22 protein-coding genes are annotated in these 21634 nt (G+C 68.2%); 6 read left to right on the forward strand and 16 right to left on the reverse strand.

All coding sequences use genetic code 11. The features are described from left to right. The first annotated feature begins 29 nt into the window (after positions 1-29). On the forward strand, positions 30-455 hold the full coding sequence (locus NI1_RS18150) for a PPOX class F420-dependent oxidoreductase (protein WP_067821727.1): 426 nt from the start codon (positions 30-32) through the stop codon (positions 453-455). 41 nt (positions 456-496) lie between these two features. Here NI1_RS18150 and NI1_RS18155 read toward each other — a convergent pair whose 3' ends face one another. Then, positions 497-1624: a M24 family metallopeptidase gene (locus NI1_RS18155; RefSeq protein ID WP_067821730.1), complete on the reverse strand. Its 1128-nt coding sequence runs from the start codon at positions 1622-1624 to the stop codon at positions 497-499. A 102-nt stretch (positions 1625-1726) separates the two neighbouring features. Here NI1_RS18155 and NI1_RS18160 point away from each other — a divergent pair, with 102 nt between their 5' ends. Further along, positions 1727-2698, forward strand: a complete 972-nt coding sequence (locus NI1_RS18160) for a 5'-3' exonuclease (protein ID WP_067822597.1) — start codon at positions 1727-1729, stop codon at positions 2696-2698. 176 nt (positions 2699-2874) lie between these two features. Here the strand turns inward: NI1_RS18160 and NI1_RS18165 are convergent, their stop codons facing one another. The 12 genes from NI1_RS18165 to dop form a co-directional block, all read right to left on the reverse strand. Further along, positions 2875-3651, reverse strand: coding sequence for a DUF4333 domain-containing protein (locus NI1_RS18165; protein ID WP_067821733.1), 777 nt, complete (start codon positions 3649-3651; stop codon positions 2875-2877). A 115-nt stretch (positions 3652-3766) separates the two neighbouring features. Next, the gene (locus NI1_RS18170; protein ID WP_067821736.1) at positions 3767-6463 is read right to left on the reverse strand and encodes a DEAD/DEAH box helicase; all 2697 of its coding nucleotides are present in this window, start codon (positions 6461-6463) and stop codon (positions 3767-3769) included. A gap of 3 nt (positions 6464-6466) precedes the next feature. Then, positions 6467-7438, reverse strand: coding sequence for a twin-arginine translocase subunit TatC (tatC, locus tag NI1_RS18175; protein WP_067821740.1), 972 nt, complete (start codon positions 7436-7438; stop codon positions 6467-6469). Positions 7439-7529: 91 nt separating this feature from the next. Further along, a complete protein-coding gene (gene tatA, locus NI1_RS18180) occupies positions 7530-7796 on the reverse strand; it encodes a Sec-independent protein translocase subunit TatA (RefSeq protein ID WP_067821743.1) in 267 nt (88 codons plus the stop codon). Positions 7797-7903: 107 nt separating this feature from the next. Then, the gene (locus tag NI1_RS18185) at positions 7904-8917 is read right to left on the reverse strand and encodes a 2-dehydropantoate 2-reductase (protein WP_245663277.1); all 1014 of its coding nucleotides are present in this window, start codon (positions 8915-8917) and stop codon (positions 7904-7906) included. Beyond that, positions 8914-9879 (reverse strand): helix-turn-helix transcriptional regulator, encoded by a 966-nt coding sequence (locus tag NI1_RS18190; RefSeq protein ID WP_067822601.1) that lies wholly within the window; start codon positions 9877-9879, stop codon positions 8914-8916. The genes NI1_RS18185 and NI1_RS18190 overlap by 4 nt, the downstream gene beginning before the upstream one ends. 155 nt (positions 9880-10034) lie before the next feature. Next, positions 10035-11027, reverse strand: a complete 993-nt coding sequence (locus NI1_RS18195; RefSeq protein WP_084523373.1) for a helix-turn-helix transcriptional regulator — start codon at positions 11025-11027, stop codon at positions 10035-10037. A 211-nt stretch (positions 11028-11238) separates the two neighbouring features. Then, positions 11239-12597 carry a Pup--protein ligase gene (pafA, locus tag NI1_RS18200; RefSeq protein ID WP_218026768.1) on the reverse strand — a complete coding sequence of 453 codons (1359 nt, stop codon included), beginning with the start codon at positions 12595-12597 and terminating at the stop codon, positions 11239-11241. A 287-nt stretch (positions 12598-12884) separates the two neighbouring features. Beyond that, positions 12885-13661 carry a proteasome subunit alpha gene (gene prcA / locus NI1_RS18205; RefSeq protein ID WP_067821748.1) on the reverse strand — a complete coding sequence of 259 codons (777 nt, stop codon included), beginning with the start codon at positions 13659-13661 and terminating at the stop codon, positions 12885-12887. Further along, positions 13658-14449 carry a proteasome subunit beta gene (gene prcB / locus NI1_RS18210; RefSeq protein ID WP_157535176.1) on the reverse strand — a complete coding sequence of 264 codons (792 nt, stop codon included), beginning with the start codon at positions 14447-14449 and terminating at the stop codon, positions 13658-13660. Before prcB ends, prcA begins: the two co-directional genes overlap by 4 nt. Before the next feature lie 65 nt (positions 14450-14514). Next, positions 14515-14709 (reverse strand): ubiquitin-like protein Pup, encoded by a 195-nt coding sequence (locus NI1_RS18215; protein ID WP_067536347.1) that lies wholly within the window; start codon positions 14707-14709, stop codon positions 14515-14517. Between the two features lie 192 nt (positions 14710-14901). Continuing rightward, positions 14902-16401, reverse strand: a complete 1500-nt coding sequence (dop, locus tag NI1_RS18220; protein WP_067821754.1) for a depupylase/deamidase Dop — start codon at positions 16399-16401, stop codon at positions 14902-14904. Between the two features lie 132 nt (positions 16402-16533). On the opposite strand from dop, the gene NI1_RS18225 reads away from it, so the two are divergent. After that, the gene (locus NI1_RS18225; RefSeq protein WP_084523417.1) at positions 16534-17769 is read left to right on the forward strand and encodes a DUF418 domain-containing protein; all 1236 of its coding nucleotides are present in this window, start codon (positions 16534-16536) and stop codon (positions 17767-17769) included. Here NI1_RS18225 and NI1_RS18230 read toward each other — a convergent pair. Then, a complete protein-coding gene (locus NI1_RS18230; RefSeq protein ID WP_245663278.1) occupies positions 17751-18464 on the reverse strand; it encodes a TetR/AcrR family transcriptional regulator in 714 nt (237 codons plus the stop codon). The two genes, NI1_RS18225 and NI1_RS18230, sit on opposite strands and share 19 nt — an antisense overlap. A 96-nt stretch (positions 18465-18560) precedes the next feature. Between NI1_RS18230 and NI1_RS18235 the strand changes: the two genes are divergently transcribed. Then, the gene (locus tag NI1_RS18235) at positions 18561-19469 is read left to right on the forward strand and encodes an AurF N-oxygenase family protein (RefSeq protein WP_067821759.1); all 909 of its coding nucleotides are present in this window, start codon (positions 18561-18563) and stop codon (positions 19467-19469) included. Then, the gene (locus NI1_RS18240; RefSeq protein WP_245663279.1) at positions 19466-19864 is read left to right on the forward strand and encodes a DUF4873 domain-containing protein; all 399 of its coding nucleotides are present in this window, start codon (positions 19466-19468) and stop codon (positions 19862-19864) included. Before NI1_RS18235 ends, NI1_RS18240 begins: the two co-directional genes overlap by 4 nt. 9 nt (positions 19865-19873) lie before the next feature. Here NI1_RS18240 and NI1_RS18245 read toward each other — a convergent pair whose 3' ends face one another. Further along, positions 19874-20560, reverse strand: a complete 687-nt coding sequence (locus NI1_RS18245) for a TetR/AcrR family transcriptional regulator (RefSeq protein ID WP_067821762.1) — start codon at positions 20558-20560, stop codon at positions 19874-19876. A gap of 132 nt (positions 20561-20692) precedes the next feature. Here NI1_RS18245 and NI1_RS18250 point away from each other — a divergent pair, with 132 nt between their 5' ends. Then, positions 20693-21148: a nitroreductase family deazaflavin-dependent oxidoreductase gene (locus tag NI1_RS18250; RefSeq protein WP_067821765.1), complete on the forward strand. Its 456-nt coding sequence runs from the start codon at positions 20693-20695 to the stop codon at positions 21146-21148. 101 nt (positions 21149-21249) lie between these two features. On the opposite strand, the gene NI1_RS18255 is transcribed toward NI1_RS18250, so the two are convergent. Further along, entirely contained in the window at positions 21250-21618 is a 369-nt protein-coding gene (locus NI1_RS18255; RefSeq protein WP_067821768.1) for an arsenate reductase family protein, read from the reverse strand. Positions 21619-21634: the final 16 nt, after the last annotated feature.

The following is a 21634-nucleotide window of genomic DNA, read 5'->3' on the forward strand; positions in this document are numbered from 1 at the left end:
CGTGACCGCCGGTTGCTAGCGTCGTGTCCATGACGACCACCACCACCCGCCCCGGGCTGACTCCCGCCGCCACCGAATTCGTCACCGAGCGGCACCTGGCGACCCTCACCACGCTGCGCGCCGACGGCACCCCGCACGTGGTCGCGGTCGGGTTCACCTGGGATGCCGAGACGGGGGTGGCGCGGGTGATCTGTGACGGCGCGTCGGTGAAGGTCCGCAATGTGCGCCGCTCCGGGTATGCGGCGGTCAGCCAGGTCGACGGCGCGCGCTGGATCACCCTGGAGGGCAAAGCCACCGTCCTCGACGACGCGGATTCGGTAGCCGAGGCGGTGGAGCGGTACGCCGGCCGCTATCGGCAGCCGCGCGAGAACCCGACCCGGGTGGTCATCGCCATCACCGTGGGAAAGGTCCTGTCCAGCAGCGGCTTCAAACCGAAGGCGGCAAGCGGTAGCTGACCGGCGCGGGTGGGCCGCCCCGGCGGACGGCCCACGGTCGCTCAGAGTCGCGTCAGCCCGTGCGGGCGCTTGTTGACCGATTCGCAGCCATCCGCGGTGACCACCACGATGTCCTCGATGCGCGCGCCCCACTGGCCCGGGAAGTAGATGCCCGGCTCGATGCTGAACGCCATCCCGGTCTCCAGCACCAGGTCGTTGCCCGCCACGATGTAGGGCTCCTCGTGCACCGACAGCCCGATGCCGTGGCCGGTGCGATGCACGAAATACTCGCCCAGACCGGCTGCGGTGAGCACGTCACGGGCGGCGGCGTCCACCGATTCCGCGGTGACGCCCGGGCGCGCGGCCGCGACCGCGGCGGCCTGGGCGCGCTCGAGGATCGCGATCTGCTCGGCGACCTCTTCCCCGGGCTCGCCCAGCACATAGGTGCGGGTGGAGTCGGAGTAGTAGCCCGGCTCGACCGGCCCGCCGATATCGATGACCACCACATCATCGGGTTCGATGACCCGCTGCGACACCTCGTGATGCGGATCGGCCCCGTGCGGGCCACTGCCCACGATCACGAAAGCCGCTGCGGTATGGCCTTCTTCGACGATCGCCGCCGCGATGTCGGCCGCCACCTCGGCCTCGGTGCGCCCGGCCCGCAACCACTCGCCCATCCGCGCGTGCACCCGGTCGATGGCCGCGCCCGCCCGCCGCAGAGCGTCGATCTCGCTGGCGTCCTTCGACATTCGCAGCTCGCGCAGCACCGGGGTGGCCGAAACCGGCAGCGCCCCCAGATGATCCGCGATCGGCAGCAGATGCAGCGCCGGCATCGCGTCATCCACCGCGGTCCGCGCCCCGGCATTCAGAATGCTCTTCACGATCCGATACGGATCCACCCCGTCGACCCAGTCCACCACCTGCAACCCGAGCTCCCCGGCCGCCGAATCCTTCAGCGAAGCCAGTTCCAGCTTGGGAATCACCACCGAGGGCGTCTCGCCGCTCGCCGGAATCACCAGGCAGGTGAGCCGCTCGAAGGACTGCGCCCGCGACCCGATCAGATACCGCAGATCCGGCCCCGGCGTGATGAGCAGTGCGTCGAGGTGGGCAATGCGGGCGAGTTCCGCCGCCCGCTCCAACCGCGCCCCGTAGATCCGTGCCGCGAACCGTGACTCGTCATGAGAGCTCATGTCGATCCAAGTTACCCGGTCGGGCAAACCGGGCGCAGCCCAACGTGGCCCCCCGGGGCCGGAGACCCGGAATGTCCCCAGGTCGCGGTAGTGTCGGACTCCATGAGCACTCCTGCCGCCGGTCCGCTGCTGCTGCTCGACGGGGCCAGTCTGTGGTTCCGCGCGTTCTATGCGATTCCGGAGAAGATCACCGCGCCGGACGGGCGACCGGTCAATGCGTTGCGCGGGTTCACCGATATGGTGGCGGCGCTGGTCAAACAGCATTCGCCGAGCCGCCTGGTGGTGTGCCTGGATCTGGATTGGCGGCCGAAGTTCCGGGTGGAGCTGATTCCGTCGTACAAGGCGCACCGGGTGGCGGCGGAGGTATCCGCCCTTGCCGCAGCGGGATCGGTGGCCGAGGAGGTTCCCGACACCCTCACGCCCCAGGTCGAGATGATCATGGAGGTGCTGGCGGCGGCGGGGATCGCCACCGCCGGCGCCGAGGGGCTGGAGGCCGACGATGTGATCGGCACCCTCGCGACCGTCGAACGCGATACCGAGGTGATCGTGGTGAGCGGCGACCGCGACCTGCTGCAACTGGTGCGCGATACGCCCACGCCGCCGGTCCGCGTCTTCTATGTGGGCCGTGGCCTGGCCAAGGCCGAGCTCTGGGGCCCGGCCGAGGTGTCGGCCAAATACGGTGTGCCGGAAGCGATCGCGGGCCCGGCCTATGCCGATATGGCCGCCCTGCGCGGCGATGCCTCCGACGGTCTGCCGGGTGTGGCCGGTATCGGCGACAAATCCGCCGCCCAGCTCATCACCCGCTTCGGATCGGTGGAGGCGCTGCGGGCCGCCGCCGCGGACCCCGACTCCGACCTGGCCAAGGGCGTGCGCGCGAAACTCGTTGCCGCCGACGACTATTTGAGGGCCGCCGCCCCGGTGGTCCGCGTGGTCCGGGACGCGACCGTCGAATTCTCCGGTCCGGACCTGCTCCCCTACACCCCCGCCGACCCGGAGGCGCTGCAAGCCCTCGCCGTCGCCTACAACGCCGAAAGTCCGGTCAAGCGCCTGATTTCCGCCCTGGCGAAGCACTGACCGCCGACCCACGGACCGACTCGGTGGGATAGCCCTCCCGAGCGAGACGCGTGAAATACCTTCGGACACAGAAAGGCCCGGCTGCGATTCTCTCGAATCACAGCCGGGCCAAGCTTTTTCACGCCGAGGCGAATCCGGGTTTCAGGGGTTTGTCTCTGAGAGTCCCGAGAGCCGGCCTAGCTGGGGCGACCCACCTCGTAGGTGCCGTCGTCCTTGGTCACCTTGATGGTCACCTTCTTGTTCTCGCCACCCACCTTGAGCTGGCATTCGAAGGTCGCGTCCACCTTGACCTTCTGGCCGGACGGGCAGCTCACATCGGCCACGTCCTCGATACCGTAGGAGTCCTTGAGCACCTTCTGCACCCCGGTCGCCACGGCCTTGTTGTCGAGCTTGTCGGTGGCGGTCAGGAACAGCACACCGGCGATGATGCCGCCCAGCACCACCAGCAGCACCGCGACGCCACCGATGATCAGGCCGGTCTTCTTCTTACCGCCAGGCTGACCGGGCTGACCCGGCTGCGGCCACTGGCCCGGCTGCCCGGTCTGCTGGTTCCAGTCCGGCTGTCCCTGCTGCGGCCATTGCGGCTGACTCTGCCCCCAGGTCTGCGCGCCCGGCTGCACCTGCGGCTGCGGCTGGCTCTGATTCCAGTCCGGCTGCCCCGGCTGCGGCTGGCCCTGCTGCGGCCACTGCGGCTGACTCTGCCCCCACTGCTGTCCCTGCACCGGCTGCTGCGGCTGGCTCTGCCCCCACGGCTGCTGGCCCGGCTGGGGCTGTTGCTGCTGCGGGTCGCCCCACTGCGCGGTCGGCGGCGCCGGCTGCTGCGGCTGCCCACCCCATTGCTGACCCGGAACAGCGCCGCCGGGCGCGGGCTGACCGCTGCCCCACTGCTGCGTCGGATCGTTGCGTCCCTCCCCTGTGCCAGGGGCGTCGTTCGGTCCGTACGGGCCGCTCATTTGCTTGCCTCCATCGCAATTCCGTTGCACAACACGCTAGCCCCCCGAGCGGGAACACGCTCGTGAACCCACCGCAGTTGCCTGCGTCCAGGAAATCAAATCACAGTCACCGAGGCTAGGCGGCGTCCACCGCCACGACACCCCGCCGGATAGCGCGTACCGCCTTGGCCGCGGTGGCGGCCACTTCCTCGTCGTCGGCGGTGGAGTGGATCTGGTCGAGCAGGTCGATCACTTGCCGACACCATCGCACGAAATCACCCGCCGACAAGGAGTTTCCGCGATCCCCGCTGGCGAGCAGCGCGTCGGCGAGGTCACCGCCGGCGGCCCAGGTGTGCACACCGGAGATGAAACCCAGATCGGGTTCCCGGGTCGGCTGCAACCGGTGTTTGGATTCGTCCGAACGCAATTGGGTCCAGATGCCGATGGTGGCGTCCACCGCGCGGCGAATCGGCGCGGTCGGCCCGGACGCACCCAAATAGCCGCCCTCCTGCCGGGATTCGTACACCAGGATCGAGACCACGGCCGCGAGTTCGGCCGGGCCGAGACCGCGCCACACACCCTGCCGCAGGCTTTCGGCCACCACCAGATCGGCTTCGGCGTAGATGCGCGCCAGCCGCCGCCCGTCGGCGGTCACCTCACCGTCTTCGACGTAACCGCGTTCTTCCAGCAGTCCGAGAATGCGATCGAAGGTGCGCGCGAGGGAGTTGGTGGTCGCCGCGACCTGCTGCCGCATGGACTCGGTCTCCCGCTGCACCCGGTTGTAGCGTTCGCCGATGCGAGCCAGCTGTTCCCGGTCCGGCCGCGCATGCGCCGGATGGTTGCGCAGCGCCCGCCGCAGCGCCTGCAATTCGTGATCGTCGGCGGCCCGCGATTTTGGTCCGCCGCCGCGCCCGCGCCGGGGCACGCTGATCCCGGTGCTGCGCAGCGCCGAGGCCAGGTCCCGGCGCACCCGCGCGGTCCGGTGATCGACATGCTTGGGCAGCCGCAGTTTGCCCAATGTCTGTGCGGGCGTGGGGAAGTCGGCGGCCGACACCCGCCCCGCCCACTTGTCCTCGGTGAGCACCAGTGGTCGCGGATCGCCCGGCGTCATATCGGGTTCCAGCACCACGGCCAGCCCCTGCCGGCGCCCGGACGGAATCACCACCACATCGCCGCGCCGCAGCCCGCTCAGCGCCGCCACCGCGGCCTGCCGCCGATCGGTGCGCCCCTGCCGTTCGATGCTGCGCTCCCGGTCCCGGATGCGTTCGCGCAACTGGATGTATTCGAAGAAGCTCTCATCGCCCAACTGGGAGCGCAGCTTCCGCTGCTGCGCCTCATTGCGTTCGATGCCGCGCACCAACCCGACCACCGACCGGTCGGCCTGGAACTGTGCGAAGGACCGCTCGAGCAGCGCCCGCGATTCCGCCGCGCCCATGCGATCGACCAGGTTGATCGACATGTTGTAGCCGGGCCGGAACGAACTGCGCAGCGGATAGGTCCGGGTCGAGGCCAGACCGGCCACCGCACTGGTGTCCACCTCCGGCTGCCACAGCACCACCGCATGCCCCTCGACATCGATGCCGCGCCGCCCCGCACGCCCGGTGAGCTGCGTGTACTCCCCCGGCGTGAGTTCGGCGTGGCTCTCGCCGTTGAACTTGACCAGCCGCTCCAGCACCACGGTGCGCGCGGGCATATTGATGCCCAATGCCAGTGTCTCGGTGGCGAATACGGCTCGCACCAGACCCTTGACGAACAACTCCTCGACGGTGTGCCGGAAGGCCGGGAGCATGCCCGCGTGATGCGCCGCGAACCCGCGATGCAGCGCCTCCCGCCATTCCCAGTACCCGAGCACCTCGAGGTCGCTGCGCGGCAGATCACCGGTGTGCTTCTCGATGATCGCGTCGACTTCTTCGCGATCCTCGGCGCGCGAGAGATCCAGCCGGGACCGCACGCACTGTGCCAGCGCGCCGTCACAACCGGCGCGGCTGAAGATGAAGGTGATGGCCGGCAGCAGCCCGTCCTCGTCGAGGCGCGCGATCACCTCCGGCCGCGGGGTCGGCCGGTACATGCGCCGCCCGCCGCCGCGCCCACGCCCCGGCACCCCCCAGTTCTCCATCCGGTCAACGGCTTCCCGCTGTTTGATGAAGCGCACCAGGTCCTGGTCCACCACCACCTTGGCGTCACTTGACTTGGGGTCGAAGAGGTCGAACATGCGCCGCCCGACCATGACGTGCTGCCACAGCGGCACCGGCCGGGTCTCGTCCACGATGACCGCGGTGTCGCCGCGCACGGTCTCCATCCACGCACCGAACTCCTCGGCATTGGAGACCGTGGCGGACAGGCTGACCAGGCGCACCTCCGGCGGCAGGTGCAGGATGACCTCTTCCCAGACCGCGCCGCGGAACCGGTCGGCCAGGTAGTGCACCTCGTCCATCACCACGTACGACAGGCCCTGCAACGCATCGGAACTCGCGTAGAGCATGTTGCGCAGCACCTCGGTGGTCATCACGACCACCGGGGCATCGGGGTTGATGGACTGGTCACCGGTGAGCAGCCCGACCGTCTCACGCCCGTAGCGCTCGGTCAGGTCCGCGAACTTCTGGTTCGACAGCGCCTTGATCGGGGTGGTGTAGAAGCATTTCCCGCCCGAGGCCAGGGCCATGTGCACGGCGAATTCACCGACCACGGTCTTGCCCGCGCCGGTGGGCGCGCAGACGAGCACGCTGTGCCCGCTCTCGAGAGCTTCACACGACTGCTGCTGGAACGGATCCAGTGCGAATTTCAGCTCGGCGGCGAATGCCGCCAGTTCGCCAGTAAGCGACCTTGATGTCACTTGTCAGAGCGTATCGGAGTAGTCCGACGCGGATCGCGTGGTTTTCTCCGCGGATGTCGCGCCGACCGGCTCGGGAGTCTCGACCGGCGACACGCCGTCGCCACCGTCGGCGTCGCTCAGCGGGGAGGCTTCGTCGTCCGAGAGTTTGCTCCAGTCCTCGCCCAGTCGCGCCTTGCGCTTGTCGTTGATCCGGGCGATTTGCACCGCGACCTCGAACAGCACGGTCAATGCCAGCGCCAGGGCCAGCATCGAGAAGGGGTCCTGCGGGGTGACGATGGCCGCGAACACGAACAGGCCGAAGATCAGGCCGCGCCGCCATTTGGTGAGCCGCTCGTAGGTGAGCACGCCCAGGAAGTTCAAACCCACGATGAGCAAAGGGGTTTCGAAGCTGACGCCGAAGATGATCAGCAGCTGGATGATGAACCCGAAGTACTGCGAACCGCTCAACGCGGTGATCTGCACGTTGTTGCCGATGGTCATCAGGAAGGCCAGCGCGTGCGAGACGATGAAGTAGGCCAGCACCGCGCCCGCCACGAACAGCGTGGCCGCGGCGGTCACGAACGACACCGCGTACTTGCGCTCCTTGGCGTACAGGCCGGGCGTGATGAACGCCCACAGCTGATAAAGCCAGATCGGGCAGGCCAGCACCACGCCCGCGGTCACGCCGACCTTCAAACGCAGCATGAACTGCTCGAACGGCGCGGTCGCCAGCAGGCGGCAGGCCCCGTCGGGGCTCAGCGCGGCGCGCGAGGACGCCGGCAGCTCACAGTAGGGACCGGTCAGGATGTCACCGAGCGGGGTGATCCCGAACAGCGAATGCGAATACCAGAAGAAGCCGACCAGCGTGGTGACCGCGATGGCCGCCAGCGCCAGCAGCAATCGGGTCCGCAGCTCGGCCAGATGCTCGACCAACGACATGGTGCCGTCGGGATTGGTTCGCCGCTTGCTGCGTCGCGGATCGAACGGAATACGCATGTAAGTGCTGCCTCGCTGCGAGTGAACGCCCCGGACCTGGACAAAAACTTACCCGGGATGAGCCGCGCTCACCCCGGCACAACGACCGTTGTCAGGCCTGCTGCTGGTCGCCCTGCGGCTTGGTCAGGTTCGCGGCCGGAGCGACGGCCGGAGCCGACGGCAGCTGCTGCTGCGGGGCGGCGGGGGCGGGCGCGGCCTCGTCGGCCTTGCCCTCGTTCTGCATCTGGTTCATTTCACTCTTGAAGATGCGCAACGACCGGCCGAGGCCACGGGCGGCGTCGGGCATCCGCTTGGCGCCGAAGAACAGCAAGAAGACCAGCGCGACGATCAGCAGATGAGTGGGACTGAGCGAGCCCATCGTTTCCTACCTCCAAAGACTGTGGTGTTTCAGATGCTACCGGACATGCATATGCCCGGTTCACGCGTCAAGTGCTCGGGGCGCCGCTGTGAACGCCCGGTGAACGGCTAGCTCGCCGCGGCGGCGGTCAGCTCGGCCAGCAACTCCGCGCCCGACCAGGTGCGACGGTCGCCGTCCTCCGCTCGTCTCACGAGTTCGATCAACCTGCGGTTCACCGGAGTGGGCAGTCCGACCATGTCACCCAGGCTCACGATTTCACCGCAGAGCCAAGCGATCTCGGTCTTGCGGCCGGCGGCGAGGTCGTCGGCCATGGAGGAACGGGCCACCGGATCGATGGCCAGCACCTTGCCCGCAACCCGCTGGAAGAGACCGTCGGGGACGGTGAGCAGGCGGGTCATCAGCTCGGGCGGCAGCGCGGTGAGCCGGGCCGGGCGAATGCGGGCGCGCGCCATGGCGGTCAGGGCCTCGCGCTGGGTCAGGGCCAGGCAGCGGCGGTAATCGCGATTGCCGAGCTCCTCGCGCAGCGGGCGGCCGGAGAGCGCGTTGATCGGATTGTTGAGGTTGAGCAGCAGTTTCGCCCATTGCACCGGCAGCAGATCGGGGTAGCGCTCGAACTCCAGGCCGGATGCGGCGAAGACCGTGGCGAATCGGCTCAGCACCGGATCGTCGGCGATGGCCACCCCGCCCGCGGTGCCGCGATGGAACCGGCCGCCCGAATGGTGCACCACATTGAACATGACCATGCCGGGCAGCACCACACAGGCCGGCAGCACTTCGCGGATGACCGCGTCGTTGCCGATGCCGTTCTGGAGGCTGATCACCACGGTGCCGGGTTTCAGCAAACCGATCAGCTGCCGCGCCGCCGCCTCGGTATCGGCCGATTTGACGGTGACGAGCACCAGGTCGGCTTCACCGGAAGGCTCGGTGGCCGTGCGGAATCGGCCCTGCTCGACCCGGATGTCGTGGCCGTCGAGGTCGGTGAGGCGCAGGCCGTGGGCGCGGATCTCGTCGAGCAGCCGGGGGCGGCCGACGAAGGTGACGTCCGCGCCCGCGGCCGCCAGCGCCCCACCGACATAGATCCCGATACTGCCCGCGCCGAGCACCATCACGCGAAAGCTCAAGCGGGACCGACCTCCTCGAGCCCGGCCGGCTGTAGACCGCTGGGCTCGTCGGCCAGTGCCGCGTAGGCCGAGAGCGCGGCGCCGGAGCGTTCGCGGACGGCGCTCACCAGCTCCGGCGGGCCGAGCACGGTGACGCCGGCGCCGAAGCCGAGCAGCAGGCGGGCCATCCAGTCGAGGGTGGCGAAGCGCATGGTGGCTTCGATGCTCTCGTCGGGATGGGTGGTGACCTTGTGCATGGGGTACTGGTCGAGCACCCAGGCGTAGTCGGGGCGAATCAGCAAGCGCGCCAGCGGGACCGCGGGATCGTCCACGAACAGATCCAGCGCCGAGGTCTCGTCGGCGGCGGCCTCGGCGGGCGGGCGCGCGGGTTCGTCGAGTTCTGTGGCCTCTTCGATGCGGTCGAGGCGGAACAGGCGCACGCCCTCGGCCTCGCGGCACCAGGCGCGCAGGTAGGAGTTGTTGTCCACCAGCACGATTCGAATGGGATCCACCACGCGTTCGGAGACCACGTCGCGGCTGGCCGAGTAGTAGACCAGGCGCAGGGCGTGATCGCGCTCCAGGGCGGACCGGACGGTCGCCACGGCGGGGGCCTCGGTCGGGACCGGGACGGTGACGGCGTCGAATTCCAGTCCGGAGAAGGCGGATTCGATCTTCGCGATGGCGGCTTGGGCGGCGCTCGGGTCCACCATGCCGGGCAGGTCGGCGATGGAGCGCAACGCCACCAGCAGGGCGGTCGCCTCCAGGGAGGTCAGGCGCAGCGGGCGGTCGATGCCCGCGGAGAAGGTGACCTCGATGCTCTCCTCGGAGAAGGACAGATCGATCAGGTCACCGGGCCCGTAGCCCGGAAGCCCGCACATCCACAGCTGATTCAGGTCGGTCATCAGCTGCTTGGTCGTGACACCCAGTTCCGAGGCGGCCTCAGCGGCGCTGATACCCGGATTGGCCTGGAAATACGGCACCATATTGAGCAACCGGGCCAGGCGGGTGGAGAGCCGGGTCCCGGCCGCCGCGGTGCTCCGGCGCTCCCGACCATCCGACGCGCGCGTCACGCTGTTCACATTTCGGCGTTCCCGGGTGCCGCCGTGGTTACGCTCGCTGCCGCCTCCGGCCCCGTCGCTCACGCCGACACCTCCGTCCGTTCCAGCACCGACTCCAGCCGGGCGATCACATTGTCGCGCAGGTCTTCCGGCGCGAGCACCAGGGCGTCCGCGCCCAGACCGGTGATGAGGCGAGCCAGCCAATCGCGTGAGCGCACCGGCACCTCCACGATGGTGCCCTTGCGGCCGCCGAGCTCGCGCTCTTCCATGGTGGCGCCGAGCCGGCGGATCTCCTGGCCGCGGCCGTCGGCGACCCACACGGTGGCCGATCCGGTGATCGGGGCCTGCCCGGTCACCTCGGCGACGCGGGCACGCACGTCCACGCCCTCGGGCTTGTGCACGGCATTGGCCGGACCGTATTCGACGATCTCCTCGCCGATGCGGGAGACCCGGAAGACGCGTTCGGCGTTGCGGGCATTGTCATAACCCACGAGATACCAGCGGCCGTGATGGGTGACCACGCCCCAGGGCTGCACATCGCGTTCGATGGGGTCGCCGTGCGACTGCCGGTGCTGGAACTTCACCGCCCGGCCCGCGTCGATCGCGGCCAGCAGCTTGCCCAGTACCGGTTCGGAACCGCGGGTGCGCGCCGGAACCGCGGGTACCGAGGCCACCCCGGCCTCCGGCTCCACATGGATACCGGCCGCCTTCAGCTTCAGCAGCGCGCCTTCGGCCGCGGTCGCCAGCTCCGGCGATTCCCACAGCTGCACCGCCACCGCCACCGCGGCGGCTTCCTCGCTGGTCAGATCGATATCGGGGAGCTCGTAGGAGTCCCGGTTGATCCGGTAGCCCTCGACACTCGAATACCGGCTGACCGGGCCGATTTCCAGGGGAATGCCCAGATCGCGCAGCTCGTTCTTGTCGCGCTCGAACATGCGGCTGAACGCCTCGTCGCTCGCGGACTCCTCGTATCCCGCGACACTTTCCCGGATCCGCTCGGCGGTCAGGAACTGGCGGGTGGACAGCAGCGCGATAACCAGATTCATCAACCGCTCGACCTTGGATATCGCCACCCGTAAGAGAGTAATGTGCCCGCCTCGCGCATGTGGTACGGCGGGTCCCTAATTTCCCCGCGGCCCATACCGACGCATCCTCTCGCGCGGGCTCCTCCCCGAAGACACGGGATGACCAGGCATGCCGCGGGCCGCGAACCCGGGAGGTTCGCGGCCCGTTGTGCACTCGGGATCGACGCGCAAACGCGTTGCGCTACACCGATATTCGCGACTACATGGAGGCGATCAGCCGGTCCACGCGCTCGTCGACCGAACGGAACGGGTCCTTGCACAGGACCGTGCGCTGCGCCTGGTCGTTGAGCTTGAGGTGCACCCAGTCGACGGTGAAGTCGCGCCCGGCCTCTTGCGCGGCGGTGATGAAATCGCCGCGCAGTTTGGCGCGGGTGGTCTGCGGCGGCGTGGTGACCGCGGCATCCACCGCCTCGTCCTCGGTGACCCGCTTGGCCAGACCCTTGCGCTGGAGCAGGTCGAAGACGCCGCGCCCGCGCTTGATGTCGTGGTAGGCCAGGTCCAGCTGGGCGATCTTGGGATCGGACAGCTCCATGTTGTAGCGGTCCTGGTAGCGCTGGAAGAGCTTGCGCTTGATGATCCAGTCGATCTCGGTGTCCACCTTGGCGAAATCCTGCGCCTCGACGGCGTCCAGGGTGCGGCCCCACAGGTCCACCACGGCGTCGACCTGCGGATCGCGATCGCGATTGTTCAGGTGCTCGACCGCGCGGGCGTAGTACTCGCGCTGGATGTCCAGGGCCGAAGCCTGCCGCCCACCGGCCAGCCGGACCGGCCGCCGCCCGGTCAGATCGTGCGAGACCTCGCGGATGGCGCGAATCGGGTTGTCCAGGGCGAAGTCCCGGAACGCCACGCCCGCCTCGATCATCTCGAGCACCAGTGAGGCGGTCCCCACCTTGAGCATGGTGGTCGGCTCGGCCATGTTCGAGTCGCCGACGATGACATGCAGGCGCCGGTACTTCTCGGCATCCGCGTGCGGCTCGTCACGAGTGTTGATGATCGGCCGGGACCGGGTGGTCGCCGAGGAGACGCCCTCCCAGATGTGCTCGGCCCGCTGCGAGAGGCAGAAGGTCGCCGCCTTGGGCGTCTGGAGCACCTTGCCGGCGCCGCAGATCAACTGCCGGGTCACCAGGAAGGGCAACAGCACATCGGAGATGCGGGAGAACTCACCGGCGCGCACCACGAGGAAGTTCTCGTGGCAACCGTAGGAGTTGCCCGCGGAGTCCGTGTTGTTCTTGAACAGGTAGATGTCCCCGCCGATGCCTTCTTCGGCGAGACGCTGTTCGGCGTCGATGAGCAGATCCTCCAGGACCCGCTCGCCCGCTCGATCGTGCGTCACCAGCTGCACCAGGCTGTCGCACTCGGCCGTCGCGTACTCCGGATGGGAACCGACATCGAGGTAGAGCCGGGCGCCATTACGGAGGAACACGTTGGAACTACGGCCCCAAGAAACTACCCGGCGGAATAGATACCGGGCCACCTCGTCAGGACTCAACCGACGGTGACCGTGGAAGGTGCACGTCACCCCGAATTCGGTTTCGATCCCCATGATTCGTCGCTGCACCCTATCGACATTACAGCGATGTTGTGTGCTACCAGGGTGTAGTCGGACAGGTACTGCAAACGGGTTCACAACGATTTAGCACGGTCTGCAACCCGGCAGCACGCGCACGCAGCGAAAAAGCAAGGCCCCTTTGCACTCTGCCATTGAGAGTGCGAACGGATTCGTCCCGAATATCGGGATTGTTTTTCCGGCGGAGTGACCGTGAACACGCGATCGGCCGCGATTCCGGGTGGAATCGCGGCCGATCGGCGGGCCCGCGCCGGCGCGGGCCGAATCGTAGTGTGGGACTACGGGTTGGACGGGTCCCCGGAGGACGGCTTGTCGGCTTCGGCGCCTGCCTCGGCGTTGAGCGTCTTACCGGTGACCAGCTCTTGCAGGAGCGAGCCCTGGATGCGGCGGAAAGCCCGTCGCGGGCGCGCCTGTTCGAGGGTGGCGACCTCGAGCGAACCGACACCGACGGTGCGCTTGTCCTTGTCGCCGCCTTCGGGGGCGGCCTTCTGGAGAGCGGCCGTGGCGACGGTGATCGCCGTGTGCAGGTCCATGCCGGCCTGGTAGGAACCCTTGAGCGCGGCGATGATCGGGTCGGTATTGCCGCCCATCACCACGAATTCCCGTTCGTCGACAATGGATCCGTCGAAGTTGATCCGGTACAGCACCGAGTTCGACTGCTGCTCCGGGTATCCCACCTCGGCGACGCAGATCTCCACCTCGTAGGGCTTGAGCTGATCGGTGAAGATGCTGCCCAGGCTCTGCGCGTACAGGTTGGCCAGGAAGCGGCCGGTCACGTCGCGCCGATCGAACTGGTAGCCGCGCAGATCCGCCTGAAGGATGCCGCCGCGGCGCAACGCCTCGAACTCGTTGTACTTGCCGACCGCGGCGAAACCGACACGGTCGTACAACTCGCTCACCTTGTGCAGTGTCGCCGAAGGGTTCTCGGCGACGAACAGCACGCCCTTGTCGTAGGTCAGCACGACGACACTGCGGCCCCGGGCGATGCCTTTGCGCGCAAGTTCGGTCTTGTCGCGCATGATCTGTTCGGCCGACGCGTAATACGGCAGTGTCATGCTTCGCCGCCCCCTTCCGCAGCCAGGGCGGCACGATCGGCCACGATCGCCCGCGTGATCTCCTTGAGCCGATCCTCGGACACCTCGGCCGCGCCTTCGGCGTCGATGACGATCGCCGTCGGATAGATGTCCCGCATGGTGTCGGGACCGCCGGTGGCGGTGTCGTCGTCGGCGGCGTCGAACAGCGACTCGACCGCGTAGCGCAGCGCCTTGTCCTGATCGATGCCGCGGCGGTAGGTCTTCTTCAGCGACGATTTGGCGAACAGTGAACCGGACCCCACCGCGGTGTAGCCGAAGCGCTCCTCGGAGCGCCCGCCGACCACGTCGTAGGAGATGATGCGGCCGGACTTGTCCGGGTCCTGCGCGGCGGGATCGAACCCGACGAGCAGCGGCACCACCGCCAGGCCCTGAAGGGCCGCGGGCAGGTGGTCGCGCACCATCTTCGACAGCTTGTTGGCCTTGCCGTCGAAGGTGAGGGGGACGCCTTCGATCTTCTCGTAGTACTCGAGCTCGACCGCGAACAGGCGGATCATCTCGATCGCCATGCCCGCGGTGCCCGCGATGCCCGCCGCCGAGTAGGTGTCGGTGATGTACACCTTCTCGATGTCACGGCTGGCGAGCAGATTGCCCTGGGTTGCCCGCCGGTCGCCCGCGATCAGCACCCCGCCGCGGTAGGAGACCGCGACGATGGTGGTGCCGTGCGGGGCGATATCGGCGTGCGCGCCCGCCGCGGTGGGCGCTCCCCCGGTCCCGAAACCGTTGCCGGGCAACAGTTCCGGTGCACTCATGCGCAAGTATTCGGAGAAAGAGGATTGGGCGAACCCCGTCTGGAGCCGCAGGGGGTCACCTTGGGTCACTGGCCGCCCTTCTGCACATAGGCGCGGACGAAGTCCTCCGCGTTCTCCTCCAGGACGTCGTCGATCTCGTCGAGCAGGTCGTCGGTCTCCTCAGCGAGCTTCTCGCGTCGCTCCTGTCCAGCAGCACCGTCCCCGACCGGGCCCTCGTCCTCGTCGCCACCACCGGCGCGCTTGGTCTGCTCTTGTGCCATAGCAGCCGACCTCCTCTGTGATCATCGGCGAGCATCGGAAAGATCCGATGCTCGTGCAGTCAACATTACCCACGGTCGGCGACAACATGCCGGATTAGCCGCAATGTGCTCTTGCTGCGACCCTTCCGAGGCTCCCGGAAAAGCGGGTGCGGGGGCCTGGCCCCCGCACCCCGGGAGAAATACGTCCGGCGCTCAGTGGGTGAGTTGCTGGACCAGTTCCGAAGCGGTGTGGACACCGTCGAGCAACTTGCCGACGTGAGACTTGGTGCCGCGGCGGGGTTCCAGGGTGGGGATGCGGACCAGCGAGTCGCCGCCCAGGTCGAAGATGACCGAATCCCAGCTGGCCGCTGCGATATCCGCGCCGAAGCGGCGCAGGCATTCGCCGCGGAAGTAGGCGCGGGTGTCGGTGGGCGGATTGGTCATGGCATCGACGATTTGTTGTTCGGTGACCAGACGCTGCATGGAGCCGCGGGCCACCAGACGGTTGTAGAGGCCCTTGTCGAGGCGGACATCGGAGTACTGGAGGTCCACCAGGTGGAGTTTCGGGGCGGCCCAGGTCAGGCCCTCGCGGTTCCGCATGCCTTCCAGGAGGCGGAGTTTGGCGGTCCAGTCCAGCAGGTCGGCGGTTTCCATCGGGTCGCGTTCGAGCAGATCGAGGACGTGCGCCCACTTTTCGATGACGTCCTTGACGCGCGGGTCGTCATTGCCCTCGCGGTCCATGAACTTCTCGACGCGATCGAGGTAGATGCGTTGCAGGGCAAGGCCGGTGAGCTCGCGGCCGTCCGAAAGGGCAACGGTGGCACGGAGAGTGGGGTCGTGGGAGATGGTGTGGACCGCGGTCACCGGGCGGGCCAGCTGGAGATCCGACAGATCCTCGCCGGCCTCGATGAGATCGAGCACCAGCGCCGTGGTGCCGACCTTCAGGTAGGTCGACCATTCCGAGAGGTTGGCGTCGCCGATGATGACGTGCAGCCGGCGGTACTTGTCGGCGTCGGCGTGCGGTTCGTCACGGGTGTTGATGATGCCGCGCTTGAGCGTGGTCTCCAGGCCGACCTCGACCTCGATGTAATCCGCGCGCTGCGAGAGCTGGAAGCCGGGCGTATCACCGGACTGGCCGATGCCCACCCGCCCGGAACCGCAGATCACCTGGCGGGAGGCGAAGAACGGCGTCAGGCCGAGGATGATCTGGTTGAAGGGGGTGTCGCGGCTCATCAGGTAGTTCTCGTGGGTGCCGTAGGAAGCGCCCTTGCCGTCGACATTGTTCTTGTAGAGCTGCATCCGGGGCGCGCCGGGGACGCTGGAGGCGTAACGAGCGGCCGCTTCCATGACGCGTTCGCCCGCTTTGTCCCAGATGACCGCGTCGAGGGGGTCGGTGACCTCGGGGGCGGAGTACTCCGGATGGGCATGGTCGACATAGAGCCGGGCCCCGTTGGTGAGGATCATGTTCGCCGCGCCGACCTCGTCGGCGTCGATGACCGGAGCGGGCCCGTTGAGCCGCCCCAGGTCGAAACCGCGCGCGTCGCGCAGCGGGGATTCCACCTCGTAGTCCCAGCGAGTTCGCTTGGCGCGCGGCACGCCTTCGGCCGCGGCATAGGCGAGCACCGCCTGGGTCGACGTGAGAATCGGGTTGGCCGACGGCTCCGAAGGCGTCGAAATGCCGTACTCGACCTCGATTCCGATGATGCGCTGCATGGGTTCGAGCCTAGGCGAACACCGCACCCGGCCGCGGGTGGACTGTCCGGGTTGGGGTCATTCGCGAGTCGTACGCCGGATCGTCCCGCAGGCCGATCCGGAAATCCCGGCCCGCCCGGCACAATGACGCGCATGGTCGAATCGGTCTCCCCGCAGCGCGCGACGCCCCCCGCCACCGGCGTCCCCGCCGAACCGAATCCCACTCCCCCGCAAGCACATTCGCCGCGATTGGCGGCCCTGGACGTGCTGCGCGGCATCGCCATCCTGGGCACGCTCGGCACCAATATCTGGATCTTCACCAATGCCGAAGGGCTGCTGGGATATATCTCCCACGGTGACGAACCCCATGGCGCGTGGCTGTGGGCGGAACGGTTTCTCCAGCAGCTGGCGCAGGGCAAGTTCCTGGGCCTGCTGACCATCATGTTCGGCATCGGCCTGGCGATTCAGCAGCGTTCGGCGGTCAAGACCGGGCGACCCTGGCCGGGCGGCTATCCGATTCGCGCGGGCCTGCTGTTCCTGGACGGTCTGCTGAACTTCTTCCTCGTCGCCGAATTCGATGTGCTGATGGGCTATGCGGTCACCGGCCTGGTGGTGGCGTTCGTGCTGGCCACCGGACCCAAGGCGCAGCGCCGCTGGCTGATCGTGACGGCGAGTATCCACCTGGCCATGCTCACATTGCTCGCGGTCGCCATGACCCTCGCCGGTGCGGACGAATCCCCCGCCCGCGAGCCCCTGGATCCGAATCCCTATGCGGATGGCTCGTTCTGGGATCTGATGGTCTTCCGCTGGGAGCACCTGCTCACCTTCCGCCTCGAACCGATCTTCATCTTCCCGATGTCGATCGCCCTGTTCCTGCTGGGCGCGCGCCTGTTCCGGGCCGGGGTGTTCCTGCCCGAGGGTGCGCGAATCCGCAAGCGGCTCATGATCATCGGTTTCGCCGTGGCCGCACCCCTGGACCTGGTACTGGGCATGATCGGCGGCGATCTGATCCTGTTCACCCGCTACGGGCTCGCCCCGTTCGTCGCCATGGGCATCCTGGGCCTGGTCGCGGAGTTCTATGTCCACCGCTCCGCCCCCGGCCCGGTCGGCCGCCGCTTCGCCGAGGTCGGCCGGATGGCCTTGAGCTGCTACATCTTGCAGAACCTGGTGGCGGGCGCGATCTGCTACGGCTGGGGCCTGGGCTTGGCCGCGCTGGTCTCCCCGGACTCCCGCGTCCCGTTCACCATCGGCGTCTACCTGCTGGTGTGCGCGCTCATGCTGGCTTTCGCCCACCTCTGGCTGCGCCGCTTCGAGCGCGGGCCGGTGGAGTGGCTGTGGCACGTGAGCTACCGGGCGATCACCGTACGCCGTCAGCCCGCGGCGGCCTGAGCGCCCGCTCGCGCGATCACCTCGGCGACCACACTGTCGCGCGAGAGCGGCACGTCCAGGCTGCGCGCGTTGCCTTCGATGAGCGCCAGCACCGATTCGGTGAGGATGCCTTCGACCTGCTCGGAGGTCAGCGTGTCGTCCGAACGCCAGCTGTTGACCACCCCGTCCACGAACCCGACCATGCCGAATGCCATGGGCCGCGCCCGATTCCGATCCAGCCCGAACCGGGCCAGTGTGTCGGCGAACAGGTCCGCCAGCTGCCCGCCGATCCGATCCCGCGCGCCCGCCAGCGCACTGGAGGAAACATGCTGCGGATCGGCCGCGGTCAGGAATCGATGCAGGTTGGGATGGCGTTCCACCCAGCCGACGTAGGTGCCGACGGCCCCGCGCACGGCATCGCGCACGGTCCCGTCCGGGCGTAGTCGCGGAAGCAGTTCGGCCAGTAGCGAATCCAGGATGTGGCGGCGAATCGCCTCGTCCAGATCGGCGCGGCCGTCGAAATGGCGGTAGACGACCGGTCGCGGCACGCGCAGCCGATCCGCGATCTGCTGCACCGAGATCTCGATGCCGTGCTCCTCGATCACGGCGGTGGCGGCATCGAGCATGTCCGCCCGCCGCCGCGCTTTGTGCCCGTTCCAACGGGTACTGCGGCCGTCCTCGGCCTGGTTCTGCTTTCTCGCGTTGGTCCCGGTCACGACGCTCACGATACCCATCCGACGGTTGACCGATACACGGTGTACCACTAATCTGAGTGTAACAGCTTGTATCAGCAATCCGAGCTAGGAGCTGCCATGGGCGACAACGCCGTCACCGCCGCATTACTCCCCGAGGAATCCTTCGCACAGCGTTTGCTACAGGGTTCGGTCAAGAAGTCCTACGACCCCGTGGTGGATCTGGACTGGGCCGCACCCCTGGATCCGGAGAAACTCTTCCTGCCCGCCGAGGTGATCTCGCTCTACGGCACCGAGCTGTGGGATGCGCTGAGCCCCGAGCAGCGGCGCGAGCTCTCCCGCCAGGAGCTGGCGAACGTGCTCTCGGTCGGCATCTGGTTCGAGAACCTCTTGAATCGCCTGTTGCTGCGCGAGCTCATGGCCAGCGATCCGACCTCGCGCCACGCGCACTACACGCTCACCGAGATGGGCGACGAATGCCGGCACATGATGATGTTCGGCAAGCTCATCGACCGCATCGAGGCCCGCCCGTACTGGCCGAATCGCTATGAGCGCCTGGTCATCAGCTCGCTGCAACTGTTTCTGCGCGGTTCGATGGTCTGGGTCGGCGCCCTGGTCGGCGAGGAGATCTTCGACGCGATCCAGCGCCGCACCCTCGACGATCCGCAATTGCAGCCGATCGTGGCGCGGGCCATGCGGATTCACGTGACCGAGGAGGCCCGGCACATCGGCTTCGCGCGCGATGCCCTCGCCCGGCGGGTGCCGGTCATGTCGAGATCCGAACTGGCGTATACGCGTTTGTGCGTGGCGGTGGCCGCGCCGTTGTTCGTGCATTTGATGACCAACTGGCACATGTACAGCCGCGCGGGCCTCGAGGACGGTCGCGCGGCGCGCCGAATCGCGCGGAGCAACCCGCAGGCCAAACGCACGCTCGGCGCGGGCGCCGCGAATCTCGGCGCCTTCCTGGAGAAGCAGGGCCTGATCGGGCCGATCGGCAAGCGCATCTGGCGGCGTCAGGGGCTGCTGTGATTCGCGGGCGGCGGAACCGCACCCGCGATCGCAGCCGCAGCGCCTTGCGCGGGTGGAACAGCGGCGACGCGGCGATCGACCCGCTGGAACCCGAACCCGCGCCGGAGTATTCGGGTCCGGCCCTGCTGGACGCACCCGGGCTGGAATTGCCGGTGACGGTCGCGCTGAGCGGCCATCTGGACCCGACCGACGGCCATTTCCATTGGTACGGGCGGATTTCCGCATCGGAACCGGCCGAGCTGCCCGATCCGGGTCGCGGTCAGATCTTCCTCACGCTGCCCGGCGGCTCACCCGTCGCCGGTCGGCTCCAGGAGCGCGATCCGTGGGGCAACCTGCGGGTCGCCGGGATCGGCGTACCACCGTTCCCGTTGGCGGAGGACGAAATTCCGGCCTGACCGGTCAGCTCACTCCAGCCCGATCAGGTCGGCCATGGCATCGACCGCGTAGTCGAAGAACGGCCCGGACGGGTCCATACTTCCTTTGAGCTGCCCGAACACTTCGAAGCTCACCGCGCCGAACAGCTGCGTCCAGGCGATCACCACCCGGACCACGACCGCGTGGGGCACCCCCGGCGCGAGCTGCTTCGACACCGCGGCCGCCTGGGCGGCGAGTTCCCCCGTGACCGCCCCCGGGTGGCCGCTCAATCGCCCACTCTCCCAGGCGCGATGGACGATCCCGAGCACCGCGACCGGCACCCGCGAGGCATGCGCGATGGTCGCCTCCGGAGCCTGATACCCCGGCACCGGCGACCCGTACACCAGCGCGTACTCGTGCGGATGCGCAAGCGCCCACTCCCGCACCGCCGCCGCCACGCCCCGCCATTGCCGCCGCGGCGTATCCCCTTGTCCCGCGGCGCTCTCCACCGCCCCGCCGATGGCGTCGTACGCCTCGATGATCAGCGCGGTCAGCAGCTCGTCACGGCTCGGGAAGTACCGGTACAGCGCCGAGGACACCATCCCCAGCTCCCGCGCGATGGCCCGCAGCGACAACCCCGGCGCCCCGCTGTCGGCCAGCTGCCGGCGCGCGGCATCGGTGATCTCGCGGGTGATCTCGGCCCGGGCACGCTCCCGGGCGGTCCTGGTGACGCCCATTCGACCAGTCTGCCACATTCCGGATCATCGAAATGTTTCGAGAGCACTGCTCTTGACAGATCCGAGCCGTCACGCGCACACTGTTCACATCAGAGAGCACCGCTCTCGAATCGGCTTCTCGAGGAGATCGCAATGGACGCCCACACCGCCGCCACCCGCAATATCGCCCCCTCCGGCCTGGACCCCCTCATGAACCGCATCTTCAATACGCTGCCCAAACTCGGCATCAGCGTGGCCGGTTCCCGCCTGCTCGCGGTCCGCGGCCGCAAAACCGGCGAATGGCGCTCCACCATGGTCAACGTCCTGACCGCCGCGGACGGCACCCGCTACCTCGTCGCCCCGCGCGGCCACACCCAATGGGTCCGCAACCTCCGCGCAGCCGGCGCCGGCGAACTCCGCCTCGGCCGCAAAGTCGAATCCTTCACCGCCACCGAACTACCCGACGCCGACAAGGTCCCCGTCCTGCGCGACTACCTGAAGCGCTGGGGCTGGGAGGTAGGCCGCTTCTTCGAGGGCATCACCAAGGACGCCACCGACGCCGAACTCGCCGACATCGCCCCCGGCTTCCCCGTCTTCCGCATCGCGTGACTATTACGCCCCGTCATCCCGGCATGCTTTTGGCCGGGATCCACACAGTGCCGGCGTGTGGATCCCGGCCAAAAGCGCGCCGGGATGACGGGAGTTCGACTTCAGCGGAGGGTGTCGAGGGTTTCGTCGTCGCGGACTATGCGGGCTCGGCCGTCGGCGGTGAGGACGATGGGGCGCTGGATGAGGCGCGGGTGGGCGGCGAGGGCTTCGATCCAGCGGTCGCGGTCGGCGGGGGTTTTGGGCCAGGAGCTGAGGCCGAGATCTTTGGCTTCGGGTTCGGCGGTGCGGGTGATCTGCCAGGGTTCGAGGCCGAGTTTGGCCAGGACGTCGCGGATTTCGGGGGCGGTGGGCGGGTTGTCGAGGTAGCGGCGTTCGACGTAGTCGGCACCGGTCTCGTCCAGCACCGCTTTGGCCGTGCGGCTCTTGGAGCACTTGGGGTTGTGCCAGATTTCGGTTACTTCGGATGCCATGGCCGCAGCTTAGGCC

The organism is Nocardia inohanensis NBRC 100128 (assembly GCF_001612945.1).
GTDB classification, from domain to species: Bacteria; Actinomycetota; Actinomycetes; order Mycobacteriales; family Mycobacteriaceae; genus Nocardia; species Nocardia inohanensis.

Bases quoted from the DNA above. Each gene is read 5' to 3' on its own strand.
- NI1_RS18150 (WP_067821727.1), top strand. From the start codon at position 30: ATGACGACCACCACCACCCGCCCCGGGCTGACTCCCGCCGCCACCGAA.
- NI1_RS18155 (WP_067821730.1), bottom strand. From the start codon at position 1,624: ATGAGCTCTCATGACGAGTCACGGTTCGCGGCACGGATCTACGGGGCG.
- NI1_RS18160 (WP_067822597.1), top strand. From the start codon at position 1,727: ATGAGCACTCCTGCCGCCGGTCCGCTGCTGCTGCTCGACGGGGCCAGT.
- NI1_RS18165 (WP_067821733.1), bottom strand. From the start codon at position 3,651: ATGAGCGGCCCGTACGGACCGAACGACGCCCCTGGCACAGGGGAGGGA.
- tatC (WP_067821740.1), bottom strand. From the start codon at position 7,438: ATGCGTATTCCGTTCGATCCGCGACGCAGCAAGCGGCGAACCAATCCC.
- tatA (WP_067821743.1), bottom strand. From the start codon at position 7,796: ATGGGCTCGCTCAGTCCCACTCATCTGCTGATCGTCGCGCTGGTCTTC.
- NI1_RS18190 (WP_067822601.1), bottom strand. From the start codon at position 9,879: ATGGTGCCGTATTTCCAGGCCAATCCGGGTATCAGCGCCGCTGAGGCC.
- prcA (WP_067821748.1), bottom strand. From the start codon at position 13,661: ATGACACTGCCGTATTACGCGTCGGCCGAACAGATCATGCGCGACAAG.
- prcB (WP_157535176.1), bottom strand. From the start codon at position 14,449: ATGAGTGCACCGGAACTGTTGCCCGGCAACGGTTTCGGGACCGGGGGA.
- NI1_RS18215 (WP_067536347.1), bottom strand. From the start codon at position 14,709: ATGGCACAAGAGCAGACCAAGCGCGCCGGTGGTGGCGACGAGGACGAG.
- dop (WP_067821754.1), bottom strand. From the start codon at position 16,401: ATGCAGCGCATCATCGGAATCGAGGTCGAGTACGGCATTTCGACGCCT.
- NI1_RS18225 (WP_084523417.1), top strand. From the start codon at position 16,534: ATGGTCGAATCGGTCTCCCCGCAGCGCGCGACGCCCCCCGCCACCGGC.
- NI1_RS18235 (WP_067821759.1), top strand. From the start codon at position 18,561: ATGGGCGACAACGCCGTCACCGCCGCATTACTCCCCGAGGAATCCTTC.
- NI1_RS18245 (WP_067821762.1), bottom strand. From the start codon at position 20,560: ATGGGCGTCACCAGGACCGCCCGGGAGCGTGCCCGGGCCGAGATCACC.
- NI1_RS18250 (WP_067821765.1), top strand. From the start codon at position 20,693: ATGGACGCCCACACCGCCGCCACCCGCAATATCGCCCCCTCCGGCCTG.
- NI1_RS18255 (WP_067821768.1), bottom strand. From the start codon at position 21,618: ATGGCATCCGAAGTAACCGAAATCTGGCACAACCCCAAGTGCTCCAAG.